We start from the raw sequence: 11,795 nt of genomic DNA, 5'->3' as shown, positions 1-11,795 counted from the left end.
GCATCAGGGCCGGGAGCCCTTGTCCACACCCACTTTGCGGTGTTCGTCGCTGCAAAACAGGCGGCCTTGAGTGATGAACGCTTCGCTCCTGGGAAGATTCACGCCGCACACTTCGCAACGGACCATATCCTCGGGGAGCTTACTTTCCTCGGGTTGCCTGTGGCCGCCACCGCCATCCTTGCGCCAACTCTTGAAGAACAAATACGCAACCAGCAACAAAACGACAATGAATAGGATTTTTGCCAAGAGATCAGTCCATGGGATTGGAAATGCCGCGCAACACGGTGCGCAGGAGCGCGCAAAATCCGAAAATGAGGGCGGAGGGTTTCATTGTTGGCAATCATAGCCCAGCCTTGCTCCGGGTGTCACGACATTGTCATTGCGCTAAGCACGGGTGCCTTCGAATATCGCGGCAATTAGCCGGGGAACAATTAGGTCACGATGAATTACGTCACGATGCGATAAATCTTTACTCGCGGCTTCGCTCTCGGACGCGGCACGCCATCGCGCACACAAAAACTTGGTCGGGGTGAGAGGATTTGAACCTCCGACTCCTGCGTCCCGAACGCAGTACTCTACCAGGCTGAGCTACACCCCGAACGTTTTAGCTGGCCCAGGGAACCCGGACCACGCGGCACCGGCAAGCTCCCACTTTGTACTGCTAGCTACTAGTAAGAGCGCGACACCGCGAAGGACGCCAATTGTAGCAGACCGTCTTTGTGCGCAGAACTCGCGAGACCGCTCAACGAAGCCTTTGCCTTCTCCGCCTCGGCGAACGCTTGGCGCCTGGTGTATTCCAGCGCGCCCGTGTGGCGAATGGCCGCCATCACCGGCTCGAATTCTTCCAGCCCGCCTTGTTCGATGGCGGACCGGATGACTCCCGCTTCCTCGGCCGTGCCATGCCTCATGGCGTGGATCAATGGCAACGTCGGCTTGCCTTCGGCGAGATCGTCGCCCAGATTCTTGCCCGTTTGGGCGAGGTCTCCGGAATAATCGAGCACATCGTCCACCAATTGAAATGCCGTCCCCAAATGCGTTCCGTAGTGCGCAAGAGCTTCTTGCTGGGAGACCGGCACGCCTCCGACGATGCCGCCCAAGCGCCCCGAGGCCTCGAACAGCTTCGCCGTTTTGTAGCGAATGACCCGCAGATAGGCGTCTTCCGTGGTCCGAGGGTTGTGGCAATTGAGCAATTGCAGCACTTCGCCTTCCGCGATGGTATTGGTGGCATCGGCCAATACCTCCAACACCCGCATGTTCCGCACTTCCACCATCATTTGAAAGGCGCGGGAATAGAGAAAATCGCCCACCAGCACGCTCGCGGCATTGCCGAACAAACTATTGGCCGTGGGCCGCCCCCGCCGCAGCGAAGATTCATCCACTACATCGTCGTGCAGCAAGGTCGCGGTGTGAATGAATTCGACCACCGCGGCCAGCGTATGATGAGCAGACCCTCGGTAGCCGCAGGCCCCCGCCGCCAAGATCACCAGCAAGGGGCGAAGCCTCTTACCGCCACTCTTGATGATGTGCTCGCTTACCTTCCGGATGAGGGCTACCTCCGAGTGAAGCCGTTCGCGGATGACTGCATCCACGGCATTCAGATCGGTGGCCACAAGCCGGTGCACCGAATCCAGTTCGTTCTCGGTGCGCGCGGATGCGGAGAGGGTTGCTTCAAGCATAAGGCGGGGAAGGATAGAGCACGCCTATCGAGGCAGTCAAATATGACTTGCGGCCTTCGTTTGACCGCCGGCCTAGTTCTTCGGTATAGTTCGCCCCTTTTTTGGGAACCGGCAGGCGTTCATGTACGCAATCGTAAAGACAGGTGGTAAACAGTACCGCGTAAGCGCTGGCGAGAAGCTTCAGGTGGAGAAGTTGAAGGCCGAGATCGGCAGCGAAGTCGTATTGGACCAGGTTTTGATGATCGTGGACGGCGAGAGCATCTCCATGGGCAAGCCTCTGCTGGCCGGTGCCACCGTGAAAGCCAAGGTGCTTGGCCACGAGCGCGGCGAGAAGCTGAAAATCTTCAAGATGCGCCGCCGGAAGCACTTCCGCAAGACCCTGGGCCACCGCCAGGACTATACCCAGATCGAGATCAGCGGCATCGCCGCCTAAACTCAGTCAAGCGAAGGATAAGACAATGGCACATAAGAAAGCAGGCGGTAGTTCGAGAAACGGTCGCGATTCCCAGTCCCAACGCTTGGGCGTCAAGCGCTTTGGCGGCGAGTTGGTGAGTGCCGGCAACATCATCGTTCGCCAGCGCGGCACCCAGGTTCATCCGGGCGATAACGTGGGCATCGGTAAAGACCACACCTTGTTCGCCAAGATCGATGGCCACGTCAAGTTCCTGGTAAAGGGCGAGAACAACCGTAAGATGGTAGCGATCATCCCCGTAGGCTGATCCAGCCGCACCCAACCACAAGCCCTATCGTAAGATAGGGCTTTTTTGTCTCCGGCGTCTTTATCCGAATCCGCCCGTCCCGCCATGAAATTCATCGACGAAGCCAATATCGAGATCCACGCCGGCAACGGCGGCGATGGCTCGGCCCATTTCCGGCGCGAGAAGTTCATTCCGCGCGGAGGGCCCGACGGTGGCGATGGCGGCAAGGGCGGAAGCGTGTATCTGCGCGCGGACCGCAATCTCAACACGCTCATCGAGTACCGCTACGCCCGCATTCACCGCGCCGAACACGGCGAGCACGGCCACGGCTCGGACCGTTATGGCAAGGCGGGAGAGGACATCATCCTGGGCGTTCCCGTGGGAACCCTCGTGCGCGAGGCCGAATATGGCACCCTAGTAGCCGACCTCGCTGCCCACGACCAGGTGGCGCTCATCGCGAAAGGCGGTGCGGGCGGAAAGGGCAACCTGCACTTCAAGTCCAGCACTAACCGCACGCCTAAGCAATTCACCCGCGGCGGGATTGGCGAAACCCGTAAGCTGAGGCTGGAATTACGCGTGCTGGCCGACGTGGGCTTGCTTGGCATGCCCAACGCCGGAAAATCCACCTTCATCCGTGCCGTTTCCGCCGCGCGCCCCAAGGTGGCCGATTACCCGTTCACCACCTTGCATCCGAATTTGGGCGTGGTGCGCACCGATCACAACCGCAGCTTCGTGGTGGCGGACATACCCGGCCTCATCGAAGGCGCCGCCGGCGGAGCAGGACTGGGCCACCAGTTCCTAAGGCATTTGTCGCGCACCCGGGTGCTGCTCCACTTGGTGGACATGGCGCCAATGGCGGAGGAAACGGACCCGGTACGCGAAGCCAAGGCGATCGCCACTGAGCTGCGCAAGTACAGCGAAGATCTGTACCGCAAACCGCGCTGGATGCTGCTCAACAAACTGGACGCCATCCAGGAAAGCGAGCGGGCCGGCAAGATCAAGGACTTCACGCAACGGTACTTCCGCTCCAAGATCGCCGAGGGGCAGGACCGCAACCGCGTGTACGCTATATCCGCCCTCACGGGGTTAGGCTGCCGGGAACTCACCTTCGCCATTTCGGAGTTTCTGTCCCAGCAGGCGCGCGAGGAGGCTGTTCCGGCAGAGGAAGTGAGCTAATCCATGGCGCAATCCCTCATCAGCACCGCCAGACGCCTGGTGGTCAAGGTGGGCAGCAGCTTGGTGACCAACCAAGGCCTAGGCTTGGATCACGCGGCGCTAGGCCGGTGGGCAGCGCAGATCGCGCAATTGAAGCAACGCCAGCGCGAGATCATTCTGGTATCGAGCGGCGCGGTTGCCGAAGGTATGCAACGCCTTGGGTGGCGCAAACGCCCGCACGCATTGCACGAATTACAAGCCGCCGCCGCCGTGGGCCAGATGGGTCTGGTGGAAGCCTACGAAAACTGCTTTCGCACCCACAATCTACGTGCCGCCCAACTCCTGCTCACTCACGAGGACTTGGCCGATCGCAAGCGTTATCTGAATGCCCGCTCCACTCTGCGCACGTTGCTCGCCCTGAACGTCATCCCAGTCATCAACGAGAACGATACGGTGGCCACCGACGAGATCAAGTTCGGCGACAACGACACGCTGGCGGCACTGGTTACGAATCTGGTGGAGGCCGATGCGCTGATCATCCTCACGGATAAGGACGGCCTGTACACCGCCGACCCAGGGCACGACCCAAGCGCCCAGTTTGTACACAACGGGCAGGCCGGCGATCCTGCCCTGGAGAAAATGGCCGGTGGCGTGGGCAGCAGCTTTGCGCGCGGTGGCATGATCACCAAGATTCTCGCGGCGAAGCGCGCAGCCCGCAGCGGCGCACACACGGTGATCGCATCGGGCCGCGAACCTGGCGTGTTGCTGCGCCTCGCCCAGGGCGAACCGATTGGCACTCACTTGCGCGCGGATACCTTGACGTTGCAGGCGCGCAAACAATGGCTGGCGGACCATCTTCAAGTGCGTGGCCGGCTCATGCTCGATGCTGGCGCCGTGCGCGCCTTGAAGCAAGACGGCAAGAGCTTGTTGCCGATCGGCGTTACGGAACTCTCGGGCGAGTTCGAACGCGGCGAAGTGGTGAGCTGTCTCGACTCGCAAGGTAACGAGCTGGCGCGCGGACTCGTCAATTACAACGCCTCGGACACCCGCCGCATTCTGCGCACACCGAGCACCGAGATCGAAGCCAAGCTGGGTTACGTGGACGAGCCCGAGTTGATACACCGAGACAACCTGGTTTTGCTTTAGTGCTTCGAATCGAGCGACAGTGGGCGCGGCGCACTCCCCTGACGCTCGCGCTCGCTCCCCTTTCCATCGTGTTCTGCATAGCGGTGGCAGCGCGCCGCTCGCTGTATCGCGTCGGCGTGCTGAAGCAGGCACGGCTGGCGGTTCCGGTCATCGTCGCTGGCAATATCTGCGTGGGGGGCACCGGCAAGACGCCGGTGGTGCTGTGGCTCGCGGAATTCTTGGCTCGCAACGGCTTTCGGCCAGGCATCATCACGCGCGGCTACGGCGGAGATGGCACTCTTCGAGCCGTTACCCCAGACAGCCTTCCCTCACAGGTGGGAGACGAACCGCTCCTCCTCGCCCGCAGAGCACCCGCCCCTGTCTTTTGCGGCCCGAGCCGGGTGCATACGGCGCAAGCGTTACTGGCAACCCACCCGCAATGCGACGTTTTGATCTCCGACGACGGCTTGCAGCATTACGCGCTGGCGCGGGACATTGAAATCGCGGTGGTGGATGGCGCACGCGGGTTTGGCAACGGCCTACCGCTTCCCGCGGGGCCCTTGCGCGAACCCATCAGCCGCTTGAACTCGGTGGACGCCATCGTCTGTAACGGCCCAACGTCCACGCTCCAGTTCCCCCATTACAAGATGGTCCTCGCGGGCGAGCAGTGCGTGAACTTGCTGAACCCGTGGCAAAATTGCCCTGTTTCCCAGTTCAAGGATGCGGCCGTGCGCGCCGTGGCAGCCACCGGCAACCCCTCCCGGTTCTTCGCTCAGTTGCGCGAGCACGGACTGACAATTACCGAGCACCCCTACCCTGATCATCATCCGTTTCGTCCCCAGGACCTCGCCTTCGCCGGAGAGGACATGGTGCTGATGACGGAGAAGGATGCAGTAAAATGCGCCGCCTTCGCCAAGCGAAATTGGTGGTATCTCCCCGTCACGGCCCAGATCGAAGCTGCCCTGGGCGAACTCATCCTAGCCAAGGTACGTGCCCTAAATGGACGCTAAGCTCCTCGAAATCCTCGTGTGCCCGTTATGCAAGGGGCCGCTCGTTTATAAGAAGGCCGAAGGCGAATTGATCTGCAAGCCCTGCCGCCTGGGCTATCCCATCAAGGACGACATTCCCGTGATGCTGGAAGAAGACGCCCGCAAGCTTCCCGACACCGAAGAAGTCTAGTGCGTGAAACATTAAGCGTGAGACGTGAAATGTGACTCTCACCCTTCACCCCTCACCCTTCACCCTTCACGCCCAAAATGGATTTCGTCGTCGTCATCCCCGCCCGTTACGCCTCCACTCGCTTGCCCGGTAAAGCTCTAGTCGATATCGCGGGCAAGCCCATGGTCGTGCACGTGGTGGAGCGAGCCAAGCTAAGCGGCGCGGCCGAAGTTTGGGTGGCCACGGACGATCGAAGAATCGAGGAAGCCGTTAAGAAATTCGGTCACGATGTGATGATGACATCCGACCGCCACGCTTCGGGGACTGACCGCTTGGCCGAAGTGGCGGGCCTGCGCGGATGGAGCGAAGACCGCATCGTGATGAACGTGCAAGGGGACGAGCCGCGCATCCCGCCCGCGCTCATTCGCGAAGTGGCTCAAGTGCTCAACGACGATCCGGGTGCCAGCATGTCCACCGCCGCATTTGCGCTCGCCAACGCGACCCGCGCCTTCGATCCGAATCTCGTGAAAGTGGTGCTGGATAAGCACGGCCGCGCCCTGTACTTCAGCCGCGCCACCATCCCCTGGGCGCGCGACGAGTTCGCCAGAACGAAGGACTCCTTGCCCGGGGACTTGCCCTTGCTGGGCCACATCGGCCTATATGGATATCGCTGCGGATTTTTGCGCACCTACTCTACGTTGAGCCAGCCGGCCATCGAGCGCTTCGAGGCGCTGGAACAATTGCGCGCCCTGTGGCATGGCTTTTCCATCGCCGTCACGATCTCCCATCACGCGCCTGAGTCCGATGTGAACACGCCGGAGGACTTGGAGCATGTGCGCCACCTGTTTGGCGAAAATGCCCGTCCATAATGCCGAGCTCCTTTCGGCGCCCCATCCTAATTTCTCACCGAGATAAAACCCCATGCGACTCATTCTTCTAGGCGCTCCCGGAGCCGGCAAAGGCACACAAGCGGCCCACATCACGCAAAAATATGGCATCCCGCAAATTTCCACGGGCGACATGTTGCGCGCCGCCCTCAAGGTCGGCACCCCTCTCGGTTTGGAAGCCAAGAAATTCATGGATGCGGGCGCTCTGGTGCCAGACCAAGTCATCATCGGCCTGGTCAAGGACCGCATCGGCCACGCGGATTGCGCCAAGGGTTTCTTGTTCGACGGATTCCCGCGCACAATTCCCCAGGCCGACGCCATGAAACTGGCGGGCGTGCCGCTGGATTACGTGATCGAGGTGGACGTGGAGAACGCCGAGATCATACGCCGCCTGTCGGGCCGCCGCGTGCACGTGGGGTCGGGAAGAACCTATCACGTTGTCTTCAATCCGCCCAAGGTCGCGGGCAAGGACGACTTGACCGGCGAGGATTTGATTCAGCGCGAAGACGATAAGGAGGACACCATCCGCAAGCGCCTTCAGGTCTATCACTCGCAGACCAAACCCCTGGTGGAGTACTACGCCAAGTGGGCGGCCAGCGGCGATAAAGCCGCGCCGAAGTGCCGCAAGGTAGCGGGCGTGGGCAGCATGGATTCGATCCGCGACGCCATTTTCAAGGCTCTGCAAAACTAAAGGCACAGCATGAGAGTGGCATTTAGCCAACTCATTCTAGTAAACTCGCGGGTTGTCTCACTCGCCTCCGGCGCCCTTGCCGGAGAACGCGGTATCCAGCGACGAAGACCAATTGCTTTCGTAGTCCAATAAGAAGTAAGTATTTCCGGAGCGCAAGATGCAAGCGCGCTACCGTACCCGGGTTCTGTAATTCCAGTGTCTTTATTTCAAGGGGGTTTCATGTCTAATGGACTGATCTTCGCGCTTGGTTGCGCAGTCCTAGCGTTGGTGTATGGGGTGGTTTCCATCCAGTGGATTTTGGAGAAGCCCGCGGGCAATGAGCGGATGCAAGAAATTGCCAGCGCCATACAACAAGGCGCGAAAGCGTATCTCGACCGGCAATACACCACGATCGGTATCGTGGGTGTGGTGCTGGCGGTCATCATCGCCATCTTCCTCGGCATATCGACCGCCGTGGGATTCGTCATCGGCGCGATACTGTCGGGCGCGGCCGGCTACATCGGCATGAACGTTTCCGTGCGCGCCAACGTGCGTACAGCGGAAGCTGCCCGTCATGGCATCGGCCCCGCTCTGGACGTGGCTTTCCGTGGCGGCGCCATCACCGGCATGCTAGTGGTGGGTTTGGGCCTCCTAGGCGTGGCGGGCTATTACGCGTACCTCAAAAACGCGGCGGGCGCAGGCGACGCCATCGATCACATCATCCATCCCCTGATCGGGTTGGGATTTGGTTCCTCCTTGATCTCCATCTTCGCGCGTCTGGGCGGGGGCATCTTCACCAAGGGTGCGGACGTGGGCGCCGACCTCGTGGGTAAAGTGGAAGCCGGCATCCCCGAGGATGACCCGCGTAACCCAGCGGTGATCGCCGATAACGTGGGCGACAACGTCGGCGATTGCGCCGGCATGGCGGCGGACTTGTTCGAGACTTATGCCGTCACCACGGTGGCCACCATGCTTCTGGGCGCGCTGATGCTCAAGGCCAACGCCGAAGCCGCGGTGATCTATCCGCTGGCACTCGGCGGATTCTCCATCATCGCCTCCATCATCGGCTGCTATTTCGTGAAGGCCCAGCCCGGCCAGAAGATCATGAACGCGCTGTATCGCGGCTTGATCGTCGCGGGCGTACTGGCGCTCATCGCCTTCTACCCCATTACCACATGGCTGGTGCCGGACGACATTCTGAACGAAGTGCTTGGCATTGCCGGCGGTGCGCAGATGCGGCTCTACGGCTCGGCCATCGTGGGCTTGGTGTTGACGGGCCTCATGGTCATCATCACCGAGTACTACACCGGCACGGATTTCAAACCGGTGAAGCACGTGGCGAGTTCCTCCCAGTTTGGACACGCGACCAACATCATCGCGGGCCTGGGCGTTTCCATGCGCTCGACCGCTTGGCCGGTGCTGGCGGTATGCGCGGCGATCTACGCCGCCTACACACTGGGCGGGTTGTACGGCATCGCGATTGCAGCCACCTCCATGCTGTCCATGGCGGGCATCATCGTGGCGCTGGATGCTTACGGCCCCATCACCGATAACGCCGGGGGCATCGCCGAAATGGCCAATCTGCCCAAGGAAGTGCGTAACGTCACCGATCCTTTGGACGCCGTGGGCAACACCACCAAGGCCGTGACCAAGGGCTACGCCATCGGCTCCGCCGGCTTGGCCGCGCTTGTTCTCTTCGCGGACTACACCCATGCACTCGAAGCCGCGAAACGCGTCGTCACCTTCGACCTATCCAACCCGGCGGTCATCATCGGGTTGTTCATCGGTGGTTTGGTGCCCTTCCTCTTCGCCGCCATGGCGATGGAAGCGGTGGGCCGCTCCGCCAGCGCCGTGGTGGAAGAAGTACGCCGCCAGTTCCGCGATATCAAAGGCATCATGGAAGGCACGGCCAAGCCGGATTATTCCCGCGCCGTGGACATGCTGACCAAGGCCGCCATCAAGGAAATGATCATTCCCTCGATCCTCCCCGTGCTCGTACCCGTCGCGGTTGCCTTCGGCATCGGCGCGCTCATGGGCAAGGATGCGGGCATTCAAGCCTTGGGCGGCGTGCTGATGGGCACCATCGTCACCGGCCTCTTCGTGGCGATCTCCATGACCACGGGCGGTGGCGCTTGGGATAACGCCAAGAAGTACATCGAAGACGGCCACTTTGGCGGCAAGGGCTCGGACGCCCACAAAGCCGCCGTCACCGGCGACACCGTGGGCGACCCCTACAAGGACACCGCCGGCCCCGCGGTAAACCCGCTCATCAAGATCATCAACATCGTGGCCTTGCTGCTGGTGCCTCTGCTTTAGGCGGCATTCTTGCCCTCACGAAACGGCCCCTGTTCGGGCCGTTTTCATTTTCGGGAAGTGCATCCGCGCCGGGCCCGGTGTAGAGTAAGGGCCGCCATGAATAAGGAGGGCCAGCCATGATCGAACGCCATCTCGTACCAGGCCAAGCCAAACCCGTCAGCCACTACTGCCATGTGGTACGCGCCGGACCCCACGTGTGGGTATCGGGCTGCGTCGGAATGGCGCAAGACGGATCCATTCCCGAAAACACCGTGGACCAATTTCGCGTTGCGCTCGCCAGCATCGATGCCTGTCTGCGCCACGTAGGCGCAAGCGCAAAACATGTGGTGAAGGTGACCGTATTCATGACCGACATCCGCGAGCGCCCGCTGATCAATCCGCAACGCATCGAATACTTTGGCGAGCACCGCCCAGCGTCAACCTTGGTGGAAGTCAAAGCGCTGGTCGATCCACGGCTCAAGGTGGAGATCGAGGCGGTGGCCTATACCGATTCGTGAACGTTCAGTTCCACAGCGAACGGGAATCCAGGGACGGGTGCCGGGATAACAACGCCTTTCGTCCTTCGAGCGCTCTCGACCGCCACCCTCGCCCGCAGCTCAGGGCATCCTGCCATGCGGCGTTGAACAACTCGGTCTGGTTATGCACCAAATGCCATTCCGCCAAGGCAGAAGCCTGTTCTATGTCCTTGACCGCTTTCGCCCTTGAATGGGAGCCTCGTTCGCCGTACACGATGAGCTTATGCACGGCGTAGCGGGCCGGTGCCGGCAGGTTGACGATACACGCCCCGTCTCGCCCTAGTAGCACGCCCTGGGTCGTGCCCTCCAGCGAAAACTCCATGAACTTGAGAGGTTCGAGCGCCAGATCGAGCGATTCGATAACCACGTTCGATTTTCTCCCCCGGATCATCGAGGTGAGGAAATCCAGCCGAAGTTCGGGATCGCTTGGATTTCGGTATTGCGCTTCCAGCCTACCCGAGAGCTCCTGTATCGGTAGCAAGCCCATTTCCAATGACGTGAGCGCATCGTGCACCGAAATGCGAATATCGGAAGGCAGCGCCAAAGACACATTGCGCGCCCGCATGGGCGAAATCGACGTCCAACGTGCGCTCCCCCGAGATCCACCGCGCGCCCAGCATATTCCCCATGACGGCGAACGCGTGCGTTCCGATGAGCACACCGCCCGCTTTGAAGAAACAGTACGCCGCCAGTTGTCGCACAATTCGGTAGTGCTTGGGCGGTGTACCGGCACATCCTAACGCCAGGGCTGATTGAGCCATGGGAGCCAGCTTCTTCGGCGCCTTAACCTGCGTGAAGCGCTCGATCAACGCCTCGATACGCTCACCGGCTGGTCCAACGTACACCCGCCGTTGCACTCCACCGACAGGGTCCCGGTAGGGTCCCGGTAGCCAAAGTAGATGTACTCATGCCACTTGATCGTCCGCCGGTGGAAAGCGCCTGTGAGCCCCGGCAGCGTCATCAGATCAAGCGTTCGCGCTTGCTCGAAAACCTCGGCATAGGCTGTCTGCGCAGCAAGCGTCAGGTCATGGAAGAGGAGCGGCATCGAATAAAGTTACCACACAAATATAGAAACGTGTAGTAACACCTGCCAACGATTACGGAATCCCCTTTATCTCGCTAAATGTTCAAAATCCGCTGCGTATCGCGAGAGGCCGAGTCCTGAAAGCCACCGCCCCATGGTCTGCATAGGCTTGTCGCAACTCAACTAACCCATGACCATGGGGCTGCCTACTAGGTATCGCCCAACCGGTCAAGAATCGCCCGCGCCTTCCGGGCGCTTCCCTTACGTACCTGAAGCTGAAAACGGGTGCGAGCATCGTAGTTGGCAAGCGCGATGGTCGCCAACTCGTCGATCAACTTGTTCATGCTGATTTTTCTAGCTTCCGCAAGCGACTTTAGCCGTTCATGTTTGTCGCCGGGAAGCCGAATGGTCAAGGTAGACAAGGGAAGATCTCCAAACAGTCCTTGGGGGTTATTACACGCACGCTGGGAAACCGTAGTTCGCCGTGCGTTATGTCGCGTATATTCCGAGTTACGATTGCCACGGCGTTTCCGGCCACGGCCAACTCCATTATGTGATTGTCTCCTTCATC

14 protein-coding genes, 1 tRNA gene and 1 pseudogene are annotated in these 11,795 nt (G+C 60.6%); 10 read left to right on the top strand and 6 right to left on the bottom strand.

Annotation, left to right across the window (positions count from 1 at the left end; translation table 11 throughout):
• Positions 1 to 3: 3 nt before the first annotated feature.
• The 3 genes from EXR36_13700 to EXR36_13690 all read right to left on the bottom strand — a co-directional run bounded on the left by EXR36_13700 (position 4) and on the right by EXR36_13690 (position 1,676).
• Positions 4 to 246: a preprotein translocase subunit YajC gene (locus tag EXR36_13700; GenBank protein ID MSQ60657.1), complete on the bottom strand. Its 243-nt coding sequence runs from the start codon at positions 244 to 246 to the stop codon at positions 4 to 6.
• Between the two features lie 275 nt (positions 247 to 521).
• Positions 522 to 598: transfer RNA gene (locus EXR36_13695), tRNA-Pro, on the bottom strand.
• 70 nt (positions 599 to 668) lie between these two features.
• Positions 669 to 1,676 (bottom strand): octaprenyl diphosphate synthase, encoded by a 1,008-nt coding sequence (locus tag EXR36_13690; GenBank protein ID MSQ60656.1) that lies wholly within the window; start codon positions 1,674 to 1,676, stop codon positions 669 to 671.
• 121 nt (positions 1,677 to 1,797) lie between these two features.
• Between EXR36_13690 and rplU the strand changes: the two genes are divergently transcribed.
• The 10 genes from rplU (at position 1,798) to EXR36_13640 (ending at position 10,182) form a co-directional block, all read left to right on the top strand.
• Positions 1,798 to 2,109 carry a 50S ribosomal protein L21 gene (gene rplU, locus EXR36_13685; protein ID MSQ60655.1) on the top strand — a complete coding sequence of 104 codons (312 nt, stop codon included), beginning with the start codon at positions 1,798 to 1,800 and terminating at the stop codon, positions 2,107 to 2,109.
• 25 nt (positions 2,110 to 2,134) lie between these two features.
• Complete coding sequence (locus EXR36_13680) at positions 2,135 to 2,395, top strand: 50S ribosomal protein L27 (protein ID MSQ60654.1); 261 nt, start codon at positions 2,135 to 2,137, stop codon at positions 2,393 to 2,395.
• A gap of 84 nt (positions 2,396 to 2,479) precedes the next feature.
• Positions 2,480 to 3,550, top strand: a complete 1,071-nt coding sequence (obgE, locus tag EXR36_13675) for a GTPase ObgE (protein MSQ60653.1) — start codon at positions 2,480 to 2,482, stop codon at positions 3,548 to 3,550.
• A 3-nt stretch (positions 3,551 to 3,553) separates the two neighbouring features.
• Positions 3,554 to 4,675, top strand: coding sequence for a glutamate 5-kinase (locus EXR36_13670; protein ID MSQ60652.1), 1,122 nt, complete (start codon positions 3,554 to 3,556; stop codon positions 4,673 to 4,675).
• The gene (locus EXR36_13665; GenBank protein MSQ60651.1) at positions 4,675 to 5,664 is read left to right on the top strand and encodes a tetraacyldisaccharide 4'-kinase; all 990 of its coding nucleotides are present in this window, start codon (positions 4,675 to 4,677) and stop codon (positions 5,662 to 5,664) included. Before EXR36_13670 ends, EXR36_13665 begins: the two co-directional genes overlap by 1 nt.
• Complete coding sequence (locus tag EXR36_13660) at positions 5,654 to 5,833, top strand: Trm112 family protein (protein MSQ60650.1); 180 nt, start codon at positions 5,654 to 5,656, stop codon at positions 5,831 to 5,833. Before EXR36_13665 ends, EXR36_13660 begins: the two co-directional genes overlap by 11 nt.
• Positions 5,834 to 5,910: 77 nt before the next feature.
• Complete coding sequence (locus tag EXR36_13655) at positions 5,911 to 6,681, top strand: 3-deoxy-manno-octulosonate cytidylyltransferase (protein MSQ60649.1); 771 nt, start codon at positions 5,911 to 5,913, stop codon at positions 6,679 to 6,681.
• A 52-nt stretch (positions 6,682 to 6,733) separates the two neighbouring features.
• Positions 6,734 to 7,390 (top strand): adenylate kinase, encoded by a 657-nt coding sequence (locus EXR36_13650; GenBank protein MSQ60648.1) that lies wholly within the window; start codon positions 6,734 to 6,736, stop codon positions 7,388 to 7,390.
• Positions 7,391 to 7,609: 219 nt separating this feature from the next.
• Positions 7,610 to 9,685: a sodium-translocating pyrophosphatase gene (locus EXR36_13645; GenBank protein MSQ60647.1), complete on the top strand. Its 2,076-nt coding sequence runs from the start codon at positions 7,610 to 7,612 to the stop codon at positions 9,683 to 9,685.
• A 116-nt stretch (positions 9,686 to 9,801) separates the two neighbouring features.
• Positions 9,802 to 10,182 (top strand): RidA family protein, encoded by a 381-nt coding sequence (locus EXR36_13640; GenBank protein ID MSQ60646.1) that lies wholly within the window; start codon positions 9,802 to 9,804, stop codon positions 10,180 to 10,182.
• A gap of 4 nt (positions 10,183 to 10,186) precedes the next feature.
• Here EXR36_13640 and EXR36_13635 read toward each other — a convergent pair.
• The 3 genes and pseudogenes from EXR36_13635 to EXR36_13625 form a co-directional block, all read right to left on the bottom strand.
• Positions 10,187 to 10,961 (bottom strand): annotated as a pseudogene (locus EXR36_13635) (hypothetical protein).
• Between the two features lie 44 nt (positions 10,962 to 11,005).
• Entirely contained in the window at positions 11,006 to 11,245 is a 240-nt protein-coding gene (locus EXR36_13630; GenBank protein MSQ60645.1) for a hypothetical protein, read from the bottom strand.
• Between the two features lie 188 nt (positions 11,246 to 11,433).
• Positions 11,434 to 11,646: a toxin-antitoxin system HicB family antitoxin gene (locus EXR36_13625; GenBank protein ID MSQ60644.1), complete on the bottom strand. Its 213-nt coding sequence runs from the start codon at positions 11,644 to 11,646 to the stop codon at positions 11,434 to 11,436.
• Positions 11,647 to 11,795 lie beyond the last annotated feature (149 nt).

The sequence above is a fragment of the Betaproteobacteria bacterium genome (assembly GCA_009693245.1).
Lineage (GTDB): Bacteria > Pseudomonadota > Gammaproteobacteria > Burkholderiales > SHXO01 > SHXO01.
The sequence above is the reverse complement of the archived record's forward strand: the minus strand, read 5'-3'. Positions and strand labels throughout refer to the sequence as shown.

Excerpts from the sequence above, each read along its gene's own strand:
- EXR36_13690 (MSQ60656.1), bottom strand. The coding sequence starts at position 1,676 with ATGCTTGAAGCAACCCTCTCCGCATCCGCGCGCACCGAGAACGAACTG.
- rplU (MSQ60655.1), top strand. The coding sequence starts at position 1,798 with ATGTACGCAATCGTAAAGACAGGTGGTAAACAGTACCGCGTAAGCGCT.
- EXR36_13680 (MSQ60654.1), top strand. The coding sequence starts at position 2,135 with ATGGCACATAAGAAAGCAGGCGGTAGTTCGAGAAACGGTCGCGATTCC.
- obgE (MSQ60653.1), top strand. The coding sequence starts at position 2,480 with ATGAAATTCATCGACGAAGCCAATATCGAGATCCACGCCGGCAACGGC.
- EXR36_13670 (MSQ60652.1), top strand. The coding sequence starts at position 3,554 with ATGGCGCAATCCCTCATCAGCACCGCCAGACGCCTGGTGGTCAAGGTG.
- EXR36_13660 (MSQ60650.1), top strand. The coding sequence starts at position 5,654 with ATGGACGCTAAGCTCCTCGAAATCCTCGTGTGCCCGTTATGCAAGGGG.
- EXR36_13655 (MSQ60649.1), top strand. The coding sequence starts at position 5,911 with ATGGATTTCGTCGTCGTCATCCCCGCCCGTTACGCCTCCACTCGCTTG.
- EXR36_13650 (MSQ60648.1), top strand. The coding sequence starts at position 6,734 with ATGCGACTCATTCTTCTAGGCGCTCCCGGAGCCGGCAAAGGCACACAA.
- EXR36_13645 (MSQ60647.1), top strand. The coding sequence starts at position 7,610 with ATGTCTAATGGACTGATCTTCGCGCTTGGTTGCGCAGTCCTAGCGTTG.
- EXR36_13640 (MSQ60646.1), top strand. The coding sequence starts at position 9,802 with ATGATCGAACGCCATCTCGTACCAGGCCAAGCCAAACCCGTCAGCCAC.
- EXR36_13630 (MSQ60645.1), bottom strand. The coding sequence starts at position 11,245 with ATGCCGCTCCTCTTCCATGACCTGACGCTTGCTGCGCAGACAGCCTAT.